The organism is Chryseobacterium sp. CP-77, assembly GCF_036362765.1.
GTDB lineage: Bacteria > Bacteroidota > Bacteroidia > Flavobacteriales > Weeksellaceae > Chryseobacterium > Chryseobacterium cupriresistens.
The window spans coordinates 4366874-4386650 of the sequence record NZ_CP143637.1 but is presented as its reverse complement, the minus strand read 5'-3'; the positions used below and the strand labels follow the sequence as shown (position 1 = coordinate 4386650).

The window sequence follows — 19777 nt, the reverse complement described above, 5'->3', positions numbered from 1 at the left end:
TCATACATTTTTGATTTTCAAAGAGCTTTTCCACAAAATTCAAATAATTGTAATACTTATTTAACACAGATTTCGAAACTTGGCGTTATAATTGGATTTTAAAAACTAAATGCCAAATCCACTAAAATATAATAAGAAGTTTGATGAACTGAATGAAGAGGAAAAAAAGCTTCTGGAAATCAATAAAAAAACAATAGCTGATTTTGTTGAACAATCCTCTTCCATCAGCGATGTCAACTATGCTACCAGAAATGCCCATGCCAAAACGTATGCGGCAGCAAAAGGTACATTCCACATAGAACCTGATATTCCGGAATCACTGCAGCCTTTTTTTGATAAGGAAAAATTTGATCTTACTATACGGTTTTCCAATGCTCAGCTGAAAATTAAGAATACAAGAAAGGATATTCCTGCCTACGGCTTTGCTGTGCAGATCAAGGATGAAAATGGTGGGCTTCTTGCCAATTATCCATTGGTGAATTTTCCCCTGTTTCCTATGAATTCTGTTTCAAATTTTTTGAAACTGTTTACTGCGGTCAACAGATTTTACACCAAAAAATGGAGCAGTTTGTTTACACTGCTGCTTCAGATGATTAAAATAACTCCTTCCCTGCTAACAGCTGATATGGTTCGTAATATGATTAAACTCCTTCGTAAAAGAAATGATTTTATTCTTTCATTCGACTATCATTCTATAGGAGCTTACCGGCTTGGAGATCATATCATCAAAATAAAACTGTCTCCTCAATCTGTGGATAAGAACATTGGAAAAAAACAAAAGGTCAAGGATTCTTTAAAAAATTATCTGCAAACGAATGACTTTACTGCAGATGTCCTGATACAGATATGTTATGACCTGAAAGACCAGCCTGTCAACAAACTGAATGTGGAGTGGAAAAACTCTCCTTTTATCAAAATCGGTGAGGTTGCAATAAATAAAGGCTCTTTGCTGGATGAGCGGGACTGTACAAATGAGCTGTTATCATTCAATCCTTTTGAGAGCAAAATATTTTTTCAGCCTGTGGGAAAAATACAGAAGCTGCGTGATGAAGCCTATAAAATTTCTGTGCAGACCCGAAGGAAGATTAACAAACTGCTGCATGGGAAAAACAGCTAGATTAATGATGAATTATGAGTTTTAAATGATGAATTTTTGCATGTGATGTGAAAAAGATTGGTCCAACTGAAAATAAAAGACTGTTGTCATAACAGTCTTTACATTTTATTTAAACTTTCGGTCTTCTTCCCGGATAGCCAGATCATTGATACTTGCATATCTTTTCGCCATCAGTCCGTTCTCATCAAACTCCCAGTTTTCGTTTCCGTATGCCCTGAACCAGTTTCCCTCTTTGGTCTGATACTCATATTCAAAACGAACGGCAATACGATTGTCGGTGTGTGCCCAATATTCTTTTTTAAGCTTATAATGAAGCTCTTTTTCCCATTTTTTCTGCAGAAAAGCTACAATTTCTTCTCTTCCATTCACGAAGATATCTCTGTTTCTCCACTCACTGTTGATGGTATATGCTTTTGAAACCTTTTCGGGATCCTGACTGTTCCAGGCATCTTCTGCGAGTTGAATTTTTTCCAGGGCCATTTCAAGAGTGAAAGGCGGAAGCGGATGTTTTTGTTCCATAACTTATTGTATTAAATTGGTGACTATCTTTTTTGATTTTTCAATGAGTTCATTGGATTTGAAAAGCTGGCTTTCTATGATGCTACTTTCAAAAAGCATGTAGACATGATCGGAAAGCTCATCATTATTCAGCAATTCAGAAAAGAAGTTTCTGAGATCGGCTTTATGAGACTGAATAACACTCAGAATTTTAGTATTATCCATTGGTATCTCAGATAAAATATTCAAAAAACTACATCCTCTGAAATTTTCCTTTTCATTCATATACACGAGGAAATCGAAAGCATTGATGATCTTGGATTTTAAGCTTTTTTCTTTTGCTATAAAGTGATTGAGCTCACCAAACCAATATTCATGTCTTACCTTCAGAAACGCTACACACAAATCTTCTTTGGATTTAAAATGCTGATAAAAGCTTGCCTTGGCAACTTCAGCTTCGGAAATAATCTGATTGATTCCGGTTGAGTTATAACCCTGTCTGGCAAACAATTGAAATGTAGTCTCTATGATTCTTTCTCTCGGAGATTTCATATGTTTTTCTTTTCTGGAACAAATGTATGAAAAAAAACAAATAAAACAGACCGGTCTGTCTGTTTTATTTTTAAAAATTTTTCCTTGAGAATTTTGGAAAGCGTAATTGCGAAGTAATCTTGCTGAAAATCCTTGATTTTCTTGCGTCTTAAAAAGCAGCATAATTTTTATCTTCTTTACGCCTTTGCGTTGTCCAACTAAGAATATGAATAGAAAAAGCCTCCAGAAATAGATTCCAGAGGCTTGATAGTATATTTTAAATAGGATTACTCTTCCAGTTCTTCTTTCTTCTCTTCTTCTTTTTCAGGGAAGATAACGGATAAAAGAACAGAGATCACCAATACACCTCCTACGATTCCTAATGAAACCGGAGACGGAATATGAATCCATGGCGCAATAAGCATCTTAACTCCAATGAAGGACAGGATAATCGCCAATCCGTATGGAAGTTTGCTGAACATATGAATAAAGTTTGCCAGCAGGAAGTATAATGATCTTAATCCTAAAATTGCAAAGATATTTGATGTATAAAGGATAAAAGGGTCATTTGAGATTGCAAAGATCGCCGGGATGGAATCTACAGCGAAAAGAACGTCCGTAAATTCAATAACTCCTACTACCACTAAAAGAGGAGTTGCCATTTTGATTCCGTTCTGGATGGTGAAGAACTTATCTCCATCGTAATTGTCTGAAACTTTCCAGAAACTTTTGATCAGCTTTGCTCCTGCCGTATTGCTGTAATCTTCATCGTCATCATCGTCACCGTCACCCCAGGATTTGATTCCTGCATAGACAAGGAATAATCCGAATAAGGTCATGACTACGTTGATTTTCACTGCTTCACCGAAGATATTCATTTCAGGAAGATAGGTAAGATTAATCAGTCCTACTCCTGCAAAGATGAATATAGCTCTGAAGATCAGCGCTCCGATAATCCCCCAGAAAAGGACTTTGTGATGAAGATATTTCGGAACTTTAAAGAACCCGAAAACGAGGATAAATACAAATAAATTATCCACAGACAAGGCTTTTTCAATCCAATAGGCAGCCTGATACTGTGTAAATTTCTCTACTGCCAAAGCATGGCTTTCAGGGCTTCCGTCGGTATTGAATACCCAATATACCACCCCTGAAAAAACCATGGAAAGCGAAATCCATACGATAGACCAGATGGTAGCTTCTTTGGAAGAGACTTCATGACTTTTTTTATTAAATACCCCTAAGTCCAGGAGCAGCATGATAACGACCGTTACTGCGAATCCCCACACCAGACCAGGGTGCAGTTCTAAAATACTTTGATGTTCCACTTGAGTTATGTTATTATATGATAAAAGCAATAGATGCACAGAGTACAAATATTGCTATTTTATTTATCTTTTGATTGACAATTGATTATAGATAATTCATCTGTACCGTCTGAATCGTCTGCTCCAGCTTTTTATCTGCTGTAGGATCTCCGATCGCATTGAATTTCCATTCTCCGTTTCTCTTGTAGAAAACCCCCATTACCATGGCAACATGTCCGCTGAAAGAAGCATCATTCGCAATATCATATTTTGCAAAAACTTCTCTCACATTGGTAGGTGATCCTTCATAAATACGGATAGAAGCAAAAGGAATTGTTCCGAAATCCTGACCTCTGTAGCTGTTCAAAACCATTGCCACATGCTCCACATTCGGTTCCAGCTGGCTGAAATCTACCGTGATTACTTCATTATCCAATCCGTCATCTCCGTTTACGTCCCCGGTAAGGTCGTCTCCGCTGTGTCTTACAGATCCGTTTCTTGATTTAAGATTTCCGAAATAGATTACTTCTGTAACGTTTTTGTTTGAATCATATAAAATACAGCTTCCGTCTAAGTCTACTGCTTCTTTCTTTGTTCCGAAAAATCCTTTCTTTTCGATTGCTCCCCAGTTGATTCCTACACAAGCCTGGGAAAGCTCAGCTCCATTTTCTTTTTTAAGGTTAATTCTCTGACCTTTTTGTAAGTTGATAGCCATCTTTCTATGTTTAGTTGTTATTTACTTTTTTGCAAAAAAGGTAATCTTCTTTGCTTTTCAAATTTCGTTCTAGTTATTATTCAAATTCAAATTAAGCATTGCCCGCAGAATATTCGTTTCTTCGTCGAAGTCAAATATCTTGCTCATAATATCCATATTTTCCAGGTTTTTGATATAATCTTTCAAAACTCCTTCCACTTCAGCTGGCAAAGTACGCTTTCTTTCGTTCATACTATGTTCCAGCTGCTCGTTTTTACTTCTCAGCTGATCAATAATGGAACTCTGATTAGACTGATTTTCGGAAATATCCAGCTTATCCAGTTCTTTGTCGAAAAGATACAATTTCTTTTCGTCTACACTGAAAATAAAATAATCATCAGATTGAAAGATTTTAAAAAGTTCATAATCGTGGGTTCCGATAAGGTAACCACATACGAAACGAACTTTAAATCCCTGTATATTAAGCCTTCCCAACAGTTTCCTTTCAATGGAATATTCTTTATACTGATAGGAAGGAAAAGGATCAGGTTTCAGCAGTGTTTCATCCGCCTCCGATCTGTAAAATTCCTGGGCATATTTTTTATGAAAGTACAGTACATTGTCCCAATTGGCCGTAAAACGATCTTCCGTCAGGTCTTTATACACTGTTTTCAAGTGCTGGGAAAAGACACCGCTGTACATTTTTCTGTCGGTCTCAAAACTATCTACCCTTCTTTCTTCAAAACCTGAAATATATTTACTGTTGATGTTAATTTCATTGATGACCGCCAGCATGTCATTTTCTTTCTGTTTTTTAATTTTAGTCAGAAGTTCTATAAGGCTGTCGGTATACTGCAGGTGGAAAAGTTCCAGTTTATTATAATCTAAAGCCGTATTTTCCTGGAACAGATTGTGGATAATATCCGTTTTGATGTAAATAGATATAATATCAATATGTTCAAAAAAATTAGCGAGAAGCTTAAGCTTTGTTAACCTTCTTTTGCTTTGCGACAATATGGTTGCTGCATCATCCCCCACCTTGGTATCCTATAAATTAACCTCTGACATTTGCTTTTAGTTCGTGCTCCAATGTCTGAAGATCCTGATCCAGTTTTCTTCTGTTATCTGCTCCCTGTTTCTGGATTTGTTTCACTTCATTCAATGTATTGATCAGCATTGATGTTGTTTCTCTCAATGTTTCCACCGATACGATAGTCTGCTCGTTGGCTCTGGCAACATTCACTGAATTCTGGCCAAGACGCTCTGCATTCTTTCTTAAAATCTCTTCTGTAGTAGAAGATACTTTTTGCTGGATTTCAATATTCTGCTGCTGTCTGTACATCGCTACCGCAAGGGAAAGCTGGTTTTTCCAAACCGGAAGTGTGGTGGTAAGAATCGTCTGTGCTTTTTCAGCGATAGAAACGTTGTTGTTCTGTACCAGTCTGATCTGAGGAAGTGACTGCATCATAATCACACGAACCACTTTAAGATCAGCCATTCTCCTGTCTAGCCTTGCAATGAAATCTCTTTTATCTGCAATCTGATAATCCTGATAAATCTGCGGATTAGCTTCCATCTGAGCAAGCTCGCCTGCCGCTCTTTCCATTCTGATATTACCTGCAATGACAAGCTCTTCAATCTGCTTGATAGAATTCACATTGCTTTCAAAAATAGTCTGAAGTACAGCGTTATCTTTTGTAGAGGTGATAATTCCAGCATTTACTTTATAAGAAATCTGCTCGATATTGTTGATGATCTTATCATATTTTGCAAAAAGATTTTCTACCTGAGTCATTACCTTTTTCATGAATGGCAATTTGCTCAGGAAGCTTTTCACTTTATTTCCGTTAAGCTCTTCTACATCTACATAGTTAAGCTCTACCAAAAGGTCGTTGATAAGCCCACCAACTTCTCCTGAGTTTGATCTTCTTACATTTCCTAAGAAGCTGTCACTCTGGTTGGTTAATGTTTTCTGAAGCTCTGCCCCGAAATTCACGATGGAACCAGGGTTGGTCTCGTCAATAGAGTTCGCAAGAACTTCATATTTCTGACGTTCTTCTGACTGCAGCTGTGTCAGATTTACATTTCCCTCTCTGTCCACAAGAACTGCCGGTGCCGCATTCTGAGCGGGCTGAGCCGGAGTTGGGGGAACTATTGGAGTCGGTTCAAAGGTTTTAAGGGGTTCTATTGATCCTAGCGGATCTATGGGTTGATTTTCCTGATTGTCCATGATTACTTCTGATAAATTGATACAAATTTCTCAAGGCCGTCTCTCTGTCCTGCACCTACAGCCTCAAATTTCCATTCTCCGTTTCTGTTGTAGATTCTTCCGAATTCTACAGCGGTTTCGATTGAGAAATCTTCGTCTAATTCGTATTTTAAGATTTCTTCATTCGTCTCTGAATTAAAAATTCTGATGAAAGAATTTCTTACCTGTCCAAAGTTTTGTTTTCTTGAATCTGCTTCGTGAATTGTTACTACTACAGTAATTTCTTTAATAGCACTGTCAATTTTAGTAAGATCAATTTTGATTTGCTCATCGTCACCTGATCCTTCTCCTGTAAGGTTATCGCCTGTGTGGATTACAGATTTGTCCGGAGATTCAAGGTTGTTATAGAAAATAAAGTGATTATCTGAAACTAATTTTTTGTCGTCCCCAAGCAAAAACAAAGAAGCATCAAGGTCGAAAGCTGTTCCTGTAGAAGTATTATTGATATCCCATCCTAAACCTACAGTAAATTTAGGTGCGTTAATGTTTTCTCTTTGTCCTTTTTGTAAGTTAATAGCCATAATATAATTCCGTTTGTGTTAAAGTATTGATGTTATTTTCGTATTCTTTTATTAAATGATAATTGTTACTGATCGCCAGCTCTAAAAGCAGGTCCATCTGTTCCTTTTTTACTTGAGACGTAAGATAATCAAAATTACTTGATTCCAGGCCTAAAATATATTTTACAATCCTTGTATTGAACTGAAAACTTTCTTTATTCATCACTTCTGCAACATGATTTACATTTTTTACAGCATAGTAGTTGAAAAAGTTTTCAATTTTCGGGTCAAGGTCAAAATTCATCAGTTCTGCATAATACAGGAACATAAAGTCTGCCTCAACATTATATTCATTAAGGATTCTGTTGACTGTATATTCATGACTTCCCGTGATTTTGATATCGTCTATAAAAATACAAAGTTTTCCTCTCAAAAAATCTTTATCGATATAATAAGTATCATTGGCGATCAGATTTTTGCGGTCTTCAAAATTAAGATTCCCGTAATCTGTGATATATGTATGATTACGATTGATTTTCGATAGAATACTTGACTTTTTTCCTTTTTGAAACAAATAAAAATCAAGATGCTTCTTAAAGTAAAAACATAAGAAATTAGAGGCCGTAGGAATCGCCATATAAGGACTTGGAAGCACTACAATCTCTTTATCCGTCTCTAAAAGTGCTTCGTTGCCGGAAATAAATCCGTCAAATAATTCTCTTGCAAATTTTTCAGCATACGACTTATCGCCATACTTGAAATAACTGTATTCCGCAGGTGAGAACGTAAACTCGTCTGCCGAATGAATGTGGTGTAAGCTGTATCTTTTATTCATGTTTATTTTTAGTGTTTAAGTAAATGGGCACTGAAGCCAAAGTTCTTTGCTCCCTGATAATCTGCCACCGGATTATCTCCGATATGCAGGATCTGATTCATCGCCAAATCCTGATCTTTAATATTATTCTTCACTTCCTGAAAAATAAGCGGATTCGGTTTGGAACAGTTGATTTCATCAGAATAAATATGGAAATCTATGTACTGATCCAGGTTTTCGTGAATCAGGAATTTCCTCATTGTTTTTCCTTTGATAAATCCAGTGTTGCTTAGAATATTTATGGTCTTTCCCTGATTTTTAATATCCTCAAAAAAATCGTGAATATTTTCAAAAATCACCACTGGCTTGTATTCCAGAAACAATTCTTCACTTTTGTTGTAAAATTCATTAAGTTTTTCTTTATTCAATTGTTTTACATCAACATCCAGCGAACCGAGAATCATCAGATAGATCTCAAAAGTATCGATATTACCACCTGTTACTTCGTTGATGGTATTGCAAAGGTCATCATAATACTTTACGGTTTTCGCAACCTGTTCTATAGGCTTATCTACGTTAAAAAATGAGGAGAACAGCTCAACTCTTTTTGCTTTAAATTCAGGATGAGATTTGATTAAAGTGAGCCACAGGTCAAAGGAAAAATGACAGTGGTTATGGATGTCGATATCTGTTTTCAATAGGTTTTAAGTTAAAAGTTTTTTATTTAGCTTCCTGAAAAAGATTTAAAATTTTCTAATCATCAAAAAGTGTTCACGATACTATTCTTCCCAAAGATAAAATATTTATCATAAAAGCATTACGTTCAAGATCTGTTTTAAGATATTTTTATGAAATTCTATGAATTTGAGAAACGCACAGAAGGCGGTTTACAAAGTGTTTAATATCCGTTTACAAAAAAATATTTTCAAAAATTCTTTGAAAATCAAAAAAAAATTATAATTTCGCAACCGATTAAAAATCAACAATGTCAACAAAAATGATAAATATTATAACGTTAAGCAATCCTGTCAGAGCTGTGTTCTTTGGCAGCACTGAATATTTATCTGAATAGTTCTATAGATCTTTTATACCCAAAAATATATTAAAGACCTGTCTATTCGGATAGGTCTTTTTTGCTGCCCTATTTTCAGACTTTAACAAATCCAAAAACTTCTGTTGTTTGTTAAGATCTCTGAAAATTTCACTTTGATACGAAATACGAAAATGTTTTACCGGCTTTATAAGACCGGAGTGTATTTTGTGCTCATTTTTTTCAGACTCTTTTTCAAACACAGATCTAAAAATCAACAATTAAAATCAAACAGAATGAAATACAACACACGAAATATAGGGATTATAGCACACGTAGATGCAGGAAAAACAACGTTATCAGAAAGGCTTTTGTATTACACAGGACTTATTCATAAAATCGGTAATGTAGATGATGGAAATACCACCATGGATAAAGACATCCAGGAAAGAAACAGAGGAATTACCATTTCATCGGCTGCAGTTTCCACACAATGGAAAAAAGATAACAATGTTTATAATATCAATATTATTGATACGCCGGGACACATTGATTTTGCAGTAGAAGTAGAACGCTCTCTAAGAGTTCTGGACAGTGTAATCGCAGTTTTCTGCGCTTCATCAGGAGTTCAGCCACAGACTGAAAACGTTTGGTTCCAGGCTGAAAAACATGGAACATCCAAAATCTGTTTCATCAATAAAATGGACAGAATCGGGGCGGATTTCTTTGCGGTTCTCAATGAGATAAAAACTAAACTGAATGCTGTTCCATTGACCATTCAGATTCCGATTGGAGCTGAAAACGATTTTGAAGGCGTTATTGATCTTATCAAAATGAAAGCCTTATACTGGACGGATGAAAATGGAGAAACCATTATGGAAAAGGAAATTCCTGCTGTTTCTATGACAGAAGCCCATGAATATAGAGTTAAATTAATGGAAACTCTTGCAGAGAATGATGAGATGTTCTTTGAAATTTTTATGGATACTGAACAAACAGTCACTGTTGAAATGCTCTCAGAAGCGATACAAAGAGTCTGCAGATCCGGATCTGCCGTTCCTGTTTTATGTGGTTCAGCCTTTAAAAATAAGGGAATCCAGCCTCTTCTTGATGCTGTCGTAACTTATCTTCCGGCACCGGATCAGCTTGCTGACCTCCAGGGAAGAGATCCTCAAACGGAAGAAACGGTAACAATGGAAAGAAATGAGGAAGCACCTTTTTCTGGACTTGTTTTCAAAGTGGTGATTGATAAACATATGGGAAGACTGGCTATGCTTCGTGTCTATTCCGGAAAAATCAAATCCGGAGATACGATACTGAATGTAAGAACGGGTGAAAGCTTCAGGATTTCGAGAATTTTACAGATGCAGTCGGATAAAACATTATCAATGGACGAAGCTAAAGCAGGAGATATTGTTGCTTTGACAGGAATAAAAGATGCCAAGACCGGTGATTCTCTATCTTCTCTAGAAAAGCCGATATTACTGGAAGCCATTACCATTCCGACTCCTGTGATCAGAGTTGCTATCGAGCCGAAAACCAATGGTGATGAGAAGTCTTTCGGTTTGGTATTGGCCAAAATACAGGAAGAAGATCCTTCTTTGGTGGTTGAAAGAGATCCGCAGACCGGAGAGACTTTATTGAGTGGATTGGGAGAACTTCATCTCGAAGTTACCCTAGAGAAAATCCGTCTGAATCATGGTATTGAAATCAATCAGGGGAAACCTAAAGTTTCTTATCGTGAGATCTTAACGGAAACTAAAGTTCACCGAGAAAAGTTTTCCAAACAAAACGGAGGAAGCGGCCAGTTCGCTGATATCACGTTTGAGATTGGCCCGGGAAATGACAATGGATTGGAATTTATCAATATGATCAAAGGCGGAGTTATTCCGACTGAATTTATTCCTTCTGTTGAAAAAGGATTCAGAGAAGCTATGGAGTATGGACCTTTGAACGGATATCCTCTGGAAAACATGAAGATCACCCTTCTTGACGGTTCCTTCCACGCTCAGGATTCTGCAGCATTTGATTTTGAGATTGCAGCAAGAGAAGGATTCAAAGCTGCAGCAAAAGGATGTAGCCCTAAGCTGATGGAGCCTGTCATGCAGATAGAAATTCAAAGTATTGAGGAATATACAGGTGCTGTCACTGCGGATATCAACAGAAGAAGAGGAATTATTACTTCTATTGATGAAAAATCCGGAAGAAAGATTTTTGCCGCGGAAGTTCCGTTAGCCTCAACGTTCGGGTACATTTCAGATCTGAGAACATTGACAAGCGGAAGAGCTTCCATCAGTATGAAATTATCACACTATGCTTTAGTGCCTGATTTTATCGCCAATACATTAATAACCTAAACAAGCAAGGACTGTAGATTTTTTCTTACAGTCCTTGTCTTGTTTGTGAATGGTCAATCGTCAATCCGCTGCGCTTGTCAATTTTTTTTTACTATAAAAATTCACCATTCACTTGCGAAGCAAAATTCACTTATTGACTATGAAATTGTGAATGGTCAATCGTCAATCCGCTGCGCTTGTCAATTTTTTTTTACTATAAAAATTCACCATTCACTTGCGAAGCAAAATTCACTTATTGACTATGAAATTGTGAATAATCAATTGTCAATTCGATGTGCTGTCAATTTTTCTATTCTGAAAAAATTCACTTTTCACTTGCGAAGCAAAATTCACTTATTGACTCCTCTCCTATTTTTCCGGCATCACCTTATAGGTAGGATCTTCCTGAATATTAACTTCCACTACTGCTTCTGCATTTTTTAATACTTTTCTGCAATCTTCACTGAGATGACGCAGATATATCGTTTTATTCTGCTGCTTATAACGTTTGGACAATTTATCCAGCGCATTAATAGCACTCATATCTACAATACGGCTTTCTTTAAAATCTATAACCACCTGATCCGGGTCATTCACAGGATCAAATTTATCTGTAAACGCTGTTACTGAACCAAAAAATAAAGGCCCATATATTTCATAGTACTTCACCCCGTTTTCATCCACATGTTTTCTCGCTCTGATTCTTTTAGCATTATCCCAGGCAAAAACCAATGCTGAAATGATTACTCCAACCAACACTGCTAGAGCAAGATTGTGTAAAATAACAGTAATCAGTGCTACAGTAACGCCTACAAAAATGTCCGATTTCGGCATTTTATTCACAATCCTGATCGATACCCACTGGAAAGTGCTGATAGCAACCATCATCATCACTCCTACCAGAGCAGCCATAGGAATTTTCTCTATGACAGGTGCACCAACAAGAATAATTATCAAAATAAGCAGTGATGCTACAATTCCTGATAGTCTCGCTCTGGAGCCTGCATTAAGATTTACCAATGTCTGTGCTACCATTGCACAACCACCCATTCCACCAAAAAAGCCGTTGGTAATATTAGCCAATCCCTGAGCGACAGACTCTTTATTGGCACTTCCCTTGGTATTTGTGATTTCATCTACCATCGATAATGTCAGAAGAGATTCAATAAGACCTACTCCGGCCATAATTAAAGCATATGGAAAAATAATCTGTAAAGTTTCCAGAGAAAAAGGGATCTTCGGAATATGAAAATCCGGAAGATTTCCACTGATATGAGCAATATCTGCAACCGTTTTTGTTGGAATATTAAATCCGAGAACTACTGCAAATACGATGATAATAGCTACCAGAGAGGCAGGAACCACTTTTGTGATTTTTGGAAAAAAGTAAACGATAGCAATTGTAAGGGCAGTTAAGCCAGCCATAATGTACAAAGGCATTCCCTGCAGCCAACTTACTCCGCCATTACTGTCTGTGATTTTGAACTGTTCAACCTGTGCCATGAAAATAATAATAGCCAATCCGTTCAGAAATCCGTACATAACAGGCTGTGGAATCAGTCTCACAAATTTTCCAAGTTTAAAGATTCCTACCATCATCTGAAAGATTCCGGCAAGTGCAACGGTAGCAAAAAGATATTCTATCCCATGAGATTGTATCAAAGCAATCAGTACCACGATGGTTGCTCCTGCTCCACCGGAAACCATTCCCGGACGACCTCCTAAAACTGCGGTTACAAGTCCCATCATAAATGCAGCATACAGCCCTGTAAGCGGAGACAAACCAGCCAGAATAGCAAATGAGAGAGATTCAGGAATCATAGTCATTGCTACCGTAAAGCCAGCCAGCAGTTCGTTCTTATAATTGATTTTCTTCGAAAAGTCGAATAAGCTTATAGTATTTTTCATTGATATGCAAATGTATGGACTGTGTAAATGGTATACAATTTTTTCTTTTTATGATTTTTTCATGATTACAGTTATCACTTTAAACAATTTACATATCAACTTTTATAATATGTTAATTTTACTTAAAATAAATAGATAAAGTATGATTTTTACATTTCTAGCTGTTTTTACTTCTTATTTTTGTTTACATTTGAAAACGAATAAGCGATTATTTGGTACTAATTAAAAAATTCGATGCGCAAAAAGCTGTTTATCAACACATCAACAGCCGCAGCTCACAGAATTCTATAAAAACCTTAATAGGTTATATATTATTTTACACAAATGGCAGGAAGAGAGTTTGAAAGAGAAGAAGAAAAGACCCCATTGAAAATAAAGAATATATCCAAATTATATTAAGGTGATCCCTACCCGCCTGTTTTACAATATTTGGTAAGCTATAATGCGTTTCTAAGATAGAGTCTTACGAAAGGTATTTTTTAATCATAATTTCTTTTCTTTAGCAATTTCAAGCTATCGTCAGCTATTTACCACCACACAAAATAATACACATCACCTATTTTCGTTTTTTATATATAAGTTTAAACAAAAGAATAATATTCAGTAAAAATGTTATATAAAGAAATCCATATTGGGAAATTTATTAAGGAGAGAGTTGATGAAAACGAAATAACAGTAGAGAGAATATGCAAATTTTTAGGCAAAGATGAAGAAACTGTTGAGATGATGTACGACAGCAGCTCAATGGATACTGATCTTCTTTTAAGATGGAGCAAATTACTGGAATATGATTTTTTCAGACTCTACAGTTCACATTTAATTTTATACGCACCGCCTTCTGCAATTAACAAAAACAGCCAAAAGTCTGAAAAGACGCCTTATTTCAGGAAAAACATTTACACTCAGGAAATCAAAGATTTTATCATGAAAAGGATTATTTCCGGTGAAATGACCCAAAGCGAAGTTATCAAGGAATATTCAATTCCAAAAAGTACGCTTCACAGATGGCTTCAGAAGAGCGATAATGCCAACTGATAAAGAGATAAAACATGCGCCCAAATTACAAAAGAATTTATCAGGATATGCTAAAGATGGAATATCCTGAAAAGCTGAAAGATCCGAAAATCAAAGAACTTCTTGAAAAGCTTCACACCAGTGATGATGTACTTAAGTTCAATGAAAAGTTGTTCAAGCAGTCCAGAGAAAATCAGAAACTGAAAACCTATGACAGGCAGACGATGTTAAAACTGCTTCAGTATCAGAAAAAACATGGCCACTCAACAAGCTATATGTCAAGGAAATATAAAATAAGCCGGACTACGCTTTCCAAATGGAAAGGAATGTTTGAGAAAGAGCTTGAAGATACAATGAAAAGTGCCGGTACATAATCTACCGGCATTTTTTAAAGGTAATAATAAGGAAAAAACAGGGCTGTCGTTTGCCGGAGTCGAACCGGATAACCTTGCCGGTGTAACCGGCTTCGCTATTCCTCCCGTCATTATAGTGCGATGTATTTTTTCCTGACGACACTTCAGATGGTCATATAAAGAAGCTGGAAGTGGAAAGAAGAAAGATGGCAAGCCTGAGATTCCTCCGGCTTTATAGAAAATTACGATACAAAGATCTTTCAACGTCCCACTTCCGGCTTCTTGTATGATAAAACAAGGCGAAAAACGAATAATGTAGTCGTGCTCTAACCAGCTGAGCTACTCTTCCTATATAAACTGTGTTTTTGTTGTGGAAGAGACGGGACTCGAACCCGTGACCCCGTCGTGATGAGCGAAGTAACATTTTTCTACGGCACTTGTTTGTTTTTATTTTTCTTCTTCAGCAATATATGTTTTGACAATAGGATGAATCCGGGCATCTTCAGAATAATAGCTTAAACCAAACCCACGCCATCCGGAGGACCAATAGAGAATCATTTCTTTCAGATAAGGAATGTATTTGGTTTCATCATACTTAAAGTTTTCATTGAATATTTGTTGTACCTCATCAATAAGTTCCGGATAAAACCTCTTATCTTCCTCATCATATATATCTGTATAAATATCAAGATGATCTCTTAGTTCATATAGTAAGTAAGTAGTTCTGAAATCCCAACCCAGAATAACAACATCCGAACCACTAACGCTTACTACAGGATTCCATTTTAAATTGTTGTTTTCTACAACACAAGCTGAATCCCTGACAGGTAATAATTGGGGAAGCTTTGAAAACCATTCGTCAAAAATTTCTTTTTTTCTCTCCAAAGATTTAGGCTTTATTCCCCAGGATTTCAACCAAACATGATTGACACTCATAATATCATCCCACATCCATTTGTAAACAGAATTTATCTGACCGATAATTTCTGTTTCATTCTCTAACCAATTATAAAAGAAAGTACATTCTTCTGCAATCAGTGTCCCTTCATCTTCATATTCAACAATTTCTTTTTTGTCAATTGCATGAAGAATCTTTAGAAATTCTCTGTGTTCAGACGTAAAGCTCACCTCATATTTTCTTTCAACCTGATCAATCTGTTCTTCAGAAAGCCCTTGCCATTTGGCACCGTAAAATCCTTTAGGACAATTTTCATCATTTACAGACCACAGTTTTTCTGTGCGTTCTTTGACCCAGTATAAAAATTCAGTCAGATTACTTGGTATATGCATGGTTATTCATTTTAAAATAAAAAAGAGGCAGGATTCAAAAAGACTTGTACAAGATCACTTTCATGACCTTCTGGAGTCGAACCAAATTAAACCGAAGCAGGTCTTTTCTACGGCACTCTTTTACAAATCAAGGTAATATTTTTCAGAATCTTCCGTGCATTTGCTCTACCTGCTGAGCTACCTCTCCTTTTCGAGGGAGAAGGCAGGATTCGAACCTGCGACCCAATGTTTACTCAATCTCGAAGTATGATTCTAAGGCGACACTTGATTTTTATGTTTATTCATAGTTATTAGTTTCTTATACAAATTTATATTCTTGCTGCGCATTCTTTTTACGCAGTTGCTTTTTATTAAAAACCAAGCAATGAATCATAAGAGTAATTGATGTTCAATTGGATGTTGACGATGAAACTCTTATCAACAGCATTGGTTGCTACCGGGCAATCTGGTGAAAGACTCTGTCAGTTTGGAATCGAAGGAGGTCTTTCTAACGGCACCAGTATTATTAACACTGCAAAATTATATTGTGAGTACGCAATCTTTTTACGTAGTTTTATTTTTTATTTAAATATTTGTTCGTTTTGCCTTGAAGCAAAAGAACCAAAAGTTCAAGACCTGGAAACTCCGGCTACAAGGAATCCCTAGTTTAAAATTCTTAATTAATTTAATTATGTCAGTTCACCTATTGTAAAAGCATTCCAAAATTCAATTATATTCTTTTGTTCTAGATTGAAAGCATCATATACCTCATTAGTATAATCAAATTTTTTTTTAAGTTGAATTATACTAACACAATTAATATACAAAACTAATCTAAGAGCATTCTTTAAATGCAATGAATTACCATATGAACCTTTATTAAAAACATCAGCTCCATTACATTGAATTAAAGAAATAAATTCCGAATGAGCATAATTTGAATAAAGTTTATATGATGTTAAGAAAAGATCAGTTTTTAACATACTTGATTCTAAAAGTTCTGACCAACTCTTAAGTCTAGGTATACCATATCTACTTAACTTTGACAAATGTTTTTTTTCTAAATTTGAGTAGTGTTGGGATTTTTCAATAATATTTAAAAGTTCTTTTATTTCTTCTAATTCACTATCTAAAACTTTCTTGACTTTTTCTCCTCCTCTTATTTTGCCATCTTCAGAAAAAAAGTTTTGCCTAGCTTTATAGCCTGAAATCCTCCAAAGTAAAAATCTAAACTCTTTTTCATCCTCTTCTAATTTATTATAAAACAAATACTCTAAAGTTAAAAAAGATTCTATTATAGATCTAGTCAAAATATTTATTGAGGGAAAATCAATTATCTGGATTGTCGCAATTTTATCGTTTGATTCTAAAAATATTCCACCTGTTAAACCCACAATACTATTAGTCGTTGTTAAAATTCGTGTACTCAATGTTTCAACAAAGATCTCACGTCCTTCTAATTGAGGTTGCCCAGTATACAGACTTTGAATTAATTCAAAAAATGCTTTGTTTATTGATTTGATACTACTTATAAGGTATTCAATATTATCAATTTCTTTTATCTGAGTTTTTGCAAAATTTGTTGATAATTTATATTTCATAATTTATATTTTTTATTTTACAGCCCTAATTGCAATGGCATCCTTTTTCTGAATGGCTTGAAAAAAGCTTTGGCGAAAAAGATAAAGTGGAAAGCGGGAGTAAGCTTCTGAATATATTGATAGTTTTTTCTATATTTTAAAAGCAGTGCCTGTTACAGCACTACTTTCTGAATCATTTTTACTGCAGACTTTTTGTCTTCCAACGCGTTCAGTACATCGAAAATTTTGTCTGACCAACCCGCAATAAGATGTACATCATTTTTTCTAATATCAAGCGGCTGTGTACCATAACCCGCAAGGTCAAAAATATACAGTTTTGCATTGGGAGCGATCGCTTTGTATCTGTTCCACAGGTTTTCAAAAGAGTTTCTGTTTCCACTGCTGTCCCACAGCTGGGTATCGGTGAAAAGCATTACCTTATCCACCTGTTCTCCTCTTTTGATCAGATCTTCGATCACCAGATAACCATTGGTGGAATATCCTACTTCACCTTCACGTTTATAGAATGCATCCACGTTCCTTAAAATACCGTTTTTTGGCATGGGAACTCTTAGCCAACGGTCACCAAAGATACCTGTCACCACATTTTTACATTGCGACTGCAGGATCATAGACATCAGCAAACCGATATCATACAGTAAAATCTTACTTTTACCGGAAACCGCTTTCTGCATGGAACCCGATACATCGGCTGCAATTACCACTGAAGTATCAAAACCAAAACCTTTGATATTTTTAGCACTTACCACTACAGCATCTTCCAATGCTTCCAATACTGATGACAGGTATGGAGAATCTATTGTTTTCAGTTCTCTGTAAGCCGCCAGGAATCGGAATGGGAGCTGTTTCGAGTTGGAGACGGCTCTTTCATCAGAAAGATACCTGCAGACTTTATTCATTGCATCTGGTGATACACCTGCTTCCAGGATATTTCTCAGGTTTCTCATCGTTGCCATATACCCCAATTTGTTACTGAAGATCAGTTCTTCCCATTTGTTTTTGAAAGCTAGTTTTCTTTCTGCATCATTAGCAAACTTTGTCTGGCCCAGAACGGAAAGTTCAACTTCCCATGTATAAGGCGTTTCCAGTGTATTGTTGGCAATTTTGTTGAAAACTGCTTGTTGGTTTTCATCCTTAGCTTTCGGGTGAATCAGAAATAATGCATCTTTCAGGGTTACTTCTGCTTTTCTGTTGTATTTAGCAAACTGATATTCATCAAATTTATTGAATGATTTTACCAATCCTTTCTGAATCTGCTTGGATAGTTTGTTCAGCTTCTTTGTATCGGTTCTTTTATTGGCAAGCTGGTAGTACGCCAGCAATTCTGTGATTTCATCCGCTCTCTGCACGACTCCATCTACGGTTTTGCTTACAAGGTCTGTACCGGAAATCTGCTTTGCCAGTTCAGTTGTCAAAACCAATGGAATAGATCTTAAGTACATATCTTTTCTTGCATATACGGCCAGCTTTGCCACAAATTCAGGATCATTTTTTTTGATCAGAGACTGTATTCTTTCCAATCTGTCATTTCCCTTCTCATAGTTGGCATCTGACAGCCCTGTTGTAACAACAGCACTATACAATTCTTCTGCAGGTGTCATCGCATAGGCTCTGGCACCTTCGTAGTTTGGTACTACTTTAGTTTCTTTTTTTAAAAAATTAAATTTCATGGTTACTGTTTTTATTGTTAACATGGAAAGGATTGATACTTCCTCTCTGATTTCTGATGCAAAGTAAAAACAGTATTACGCAACCTTTTTGCGTAGAATGTTTCTATTTGATTTTTTTTAAAATTTTTAAAATGATTCTCGCAGATTATGCAAGATTACGCAGATTTTAAGTTTTGGATAAAGCCGAATGAATGAGATTGTTATAAGGCGGCTAAAGCCCATCCCTGATGGTTGAGAAATAAAACCGCATTCATCATTCATCATTCATATTCATCATTATAAAATCCTTCTATCATTCGTTTTCATTAAAGAAATCATCTGTATTCCATTTTTCACTAAGGCTTTTCTAGCTTTGCTATGATTAAAAATTAAGCTATGATTAAAGGAATATATGAAACCCATATTCAGGTGAGCAATCTGGAAAATGCAATACAATTTTATACAGAAGTGCTGGGATTGAAACTTGCTCACAGGGATGAAACCAGGCCCATTGTTTTTTTATGGGTTGGAGAAGGGAAAGAATTTATGCTCGGATTATGGGAGCAGAAGAAGAATCTTCAGACCAGACATTTTGCTTTTTCCTGCAGTAAGGAAGATATTTTGAATTATTCTGTAGAGTTTCTTGAAAAAAAGAATTTAAAACCTTACAACTTTCTGAAAAACGGAAGTGCAGAGCCTATGGTATTTGCATGGATGCCTGCACTGGCTGTTTATTTTAATGATCCCGATGGAAACCAGCTTGAGTTTATTTCTGTTCTGGACGGAGAAGGGAGACCGGAATTAGGTGTACTCAGCTATGAAGAATGGATACAGCAGACCGGCCAATAATACAATTTTACAATACAGAGGCGTAGGATTTTTATGCC

18 protein-coding genes are annotated in these 19777 nt (G+C 36.0%); 5 read left to right on the top strand and 13 right to left on the bottom strand.

From position 1 onward, the window contains the following. Positions 1-109 precede the first annotated feature (109 nt). Positions 110-1117 carry a catalase gene (locus tag V0410_RS19700; RefSeq protein WP_330745328.1) on the top strand — a complete coding sequence of 336 codons (1008 nt, stop codon included), beginning with the start codon at positions 110-112 and terminating at the stop codon, positions 1115-1117. A gap of 105 nt (positions 1118-1222) precedes the next feature. On the opposite strand, the gene V0410_RS19695 is transcribed toward V0410_RS19700, so the two are convergent. The 9 genes from V0410_RS19695 to V0410_RS19655 form a co-directional block, all read right to left on the bottom strand. Continuing rightward, on the bottom strand, positions 1223-1636 hold the full coding sequence (locus tag V0410_RS19695; RefSeq protein WP_330745327.1) for a nuclear transport factor 2 family protein: 414 nt from the start codon (positions 1634-1636) through the stop codon (positions 1223-1225). Positions 1637-1639: 3 nt separating this feature from the next. Beyond that, entirely contained in the window at positions 1640-2167 is a 528-nt protein-coding gene (locus tag V0410_RS19690; protein ID WP_330745326.1) for a TetR/AcrR family transcriptional regulator, read from the bottom strand. A gap of 266 nt (positions 2168-2433) precedes the next feature. Then, on the bottom strand, positions 2434-3474 hold the full coding sequence (locus tag V0410_RS19685) for a TerC/Alx family metal homeostasis membrane protein (RefSeq protein ID WP_442879156.1): 1041 nt from the start codon (positions 3472-3474) through the stop codon (positions 2434-2436). Between the two features lie 85 nt (positions 3475-3559). After that, the gene (locus tag V0410_RS19680; protein WP_047428248.1) at positions 3560-4168 is read right to left on the bottom strand and encodes a TerD family protein; all 609 of its coding nucleotides are present in this window, start codon (positions 4166-4168) and stop codon (positions 3560-3562) included. A gap of 69 nt (positions 4169-4237) precedes the next feature. Then, on the bottom strand, positions 4238-5185 hold the full coding sequence (locus V0410_RS19675) for a hypothetical protein (protein WP_110009575.1): 948 nt from the start codon (positions 5183-5185) through the stop codon (positions 4238-4240). A gap of 16 nt (positions 5186-5201) precedes the next feature. Then, entirely contained in the window at positions 5202-6377 is a 1176-nt protein-coding gene (locus tag V0410_RS19670; protein WP_330745325.1) for a toxic anion resistance protein, read from the bottom strand. Positions 6378-6379: 2 nt separating this feature from the next. Next, on the bottom strand, positions 6380-6937 hold the full coding sequence (locus tag V0410_RS19665) for a TerD family protein (RefSeq protein ID WP_330745324.1): 558 nt from the start codon (positions 6935-6937) through the stop codon (positions 6380-6382). Next, complete coding sequence (locus V0410_RS19660; protein WP_110009576.1) at positions 6927-7751, bottom strand: phosphoribosyltransferase family protein; 825 nt, start codon at positions 7749-7751, stop codon at positions 6927-6929. The genes V0410_RS19665 and V0410_RS19660 overlap by 11 nt, the downstream gene beginning before the upstream one ends. Positions 7752-7759: 8 nt before the next feature. Then, positions 7760-8428, bottom strand: coding sequence for an HAD family hydrolase (locus V0410_RS19655; protein WP_330745323.1), 669 nt, complete (start codon positions 8426-8428; stop codon positions 7760-7762). A 628-nt stretch (positions 8429-9056) separates the two neighbouring features. Between V0410_RS19655 and fusA the strand changes: the two genes are divergently transcribed. After that, on the top strand, positions 9057-11117 hold the full coding sequence (gene fusA, locus V0410_RS19650) for an elongation factor G (protein WP_330745322.1): 2061 nt from the start codon (positions 9057-9059) through the stop codon (positions 11115-11117). 348 nt (positions 11118-11465) lie between these two features. Here the strand turns inward: fusA and V0410_RS19645 are convergent, their stop codons facing one another. Further along, positions 11466-13004: a SulP family inorganic anion transporter gene (locus V0410_RS19645; protein ID WP_330745321.1), complete on the bottom strand. Its 1539-nt coding sequence runs from the start codon at positions 13002-13004 to the stop codon at positions 11466-11468. A gap of 609 nt (positions 13005-13613) precedes the next feature. Between V0410_RS19645 and V0410_RS19640 the strand changes: the two genes are divergently transcribed. Then, positions 13614-14039, top strand: coding sequence for a transposase (locus V0410_RS19640; RefSeq protein ID WP_110009579.1), 426 nt, complete (start codon positions 13614-13616; stop codon positions 14037-14039). Positions 14040-14053: 14 nt separating this feature from the next. After that, a complete protein-coding gene (locus V0410_RS19635; protein WP_110009580.1) occupies positions 14054-14392 on the top strand; it encodes a hypothetical protein in 339 nt (112 codons plus the stop codon). A gap of 426 nt (positions 14393-14818) precedes the next feature. Here V0410_RS19635 and V0410_RS19630 read toward each other — a convergent pair whose 3' ends face one another. The 3 genes from V0410_RS19630 to V0410_RS19620 all read right to left on the bottom strand — a co-directional run bounded on the left by V0410_RS19630 (position 14819) and on the right by V0410_RS19620 (position 18911). Continuing rightward, positions 14819-15661: a hypothetical protein gene (locus tag V0410_RS19630; RefSeq protein ID WP_330745320.1), complete on the bottom strand. Its 843-nt coding sequence runs from the start codon at positions 15659-15661 to the stop codon at positions 14819-14821. A gap of 668 nt (positions 15662-16329) precedes the next feature. Next, the gene (locus V0410_RS19625) at positions 16330-17241 is read right to left on the bottom strand and encodes a DUF5677 domain-containing protein (protein ID WP_330745319.1); all 912 of its coding nucleotides are present in this window, start codon (positions 17239-17241) and stop codon (positions 16330-16332) included. Positions 17242-17393: 152 nt separating this feature from the next. Further along, positions 17394-18911: a TROVE domain-containing protein gene (locus tag V0410_RS19620; RefSeq protein WP_330745318.1), complete on the bottom strand. Its 1518-nt coding sequence runs from the start codon at positions 18909-18911 to the stop codon at positions 17394-17396. 375 nt (positions 18912-19286) lie between these two features. Here V0410_RS19620 and V0410_RS19615 point away from each other — a divergent pair, with 375 nt between their 5' ends. After that, entirely contained in the window at positions 19287-19739 is a 453-nt protein-coding gene (locus V0410_RS19615) for a VOC family protein (protein ID WP_330745317.1), read from the top strand. Positions 19740-19777 lie beyond the last annotated feature (38 nt).

Bases quoted from the DNA above. Each gene is read 5' to 3' on its own strand.
- V0410_RS19700 (WP_330745328.1), top strand. From the start codon at position 110: ATGCCAAATCCACTAAAATATAATAAGAAGTTTGATGAACTGAATGAA.
- V0410_RS19695 (WP_330745327.1), bottom strand. From the start codon at position 1,636: ATGGAACAAAAACATCCGCTTCCGCCTTTCACTCTTGAAATGGCCCTG.
- V0410_RS19690 (WP_330745326.1), bottom strand. From the start codon at position 2,167: ATGAAATCTCCGAGAGAAAGAATCATAGAGACTACATTTCAATTGTTT.
- V0410_RS19680 (WP_047428248.1), bottom strand. From the start codon at position 4,168: ATGGCTATCAACTTACAAAAAGGTCAGAGAATTAACCTTAAAAAAGAA.
- V0410_RS19670 (WP_330745325.1), bottom strand. From the start codon at position 6,377: ATGGACAATCAGGAAAATCAACCCATAGATCCGCTAGGATCAATAGAA.
- V0410_RS19665 (WP_330745324.1), bottom strand. From the start codon at position 6,937: ATGGCTATTAACTTACAAAAAGGACAAAGAGAAAACATTAACGCACCT.
- V0410_RS19660 (WP_110009576.1), bottom strand. From the start codon at position 7,751: ATGAATAAAAGATACAGCTTACACCACATTCATTCGGCAGACGAGTTT.
- fusA (WP_330745322.1), top strand. From the start codon at position 9,057: ATGAAATACAACACACGAAATATAGGGATTATAGCACACGTAGATGCA.
- V0410_RS19645 (WP_330745321.1), bottom strand. From the start codon at position 13,004: ATGAAAAATACTATAAGCTTATTCGACTTTTCGAAGAAAATCAATTAT.
- V0410_RS19640 (WP_110009579.1), top strand. From the start codon at position 13,614: ATGTTATATAAAGAAATCCATATTGGGAAATTTATTAAGGAGAGAGTT.
- V0410_RS19635 (WP_110009580.1), top strand. From the start codon at position 14,054: ATGCGCCCAAATTACAAAAGAATTTATCAGGATATGCTAAAGATGGAA.
- V0410_RS19630 (WP_330745320.1), bottom strand. From the start codon at position 15,661: ATGCATATACCAAGTAATCTGACTGAATTTTTATACTGGGTCAAAGAA.
- V0410_RS19625 (WP_330745319.1), bottom strand. From the start codon at position 17,241: ATGAAATATAAATTATCAACAAATTTTGCAAAAACTCAGATAAAAGAA.
- V0410_RS19620 (WP_330745318.1), bottom strand. From the start codon at position 18,911: ATGAAATTTAATTTTTTAAAAAAAGAAACTAAAGTAGTACCAAACTAC.
- V0410_RS19615 (WP_330745317.1), top strand. From the start codon at position 19,287: ATGATTAAAGGAATATATGAAACCCATATTCAGGTGAGCAATCTGGAA.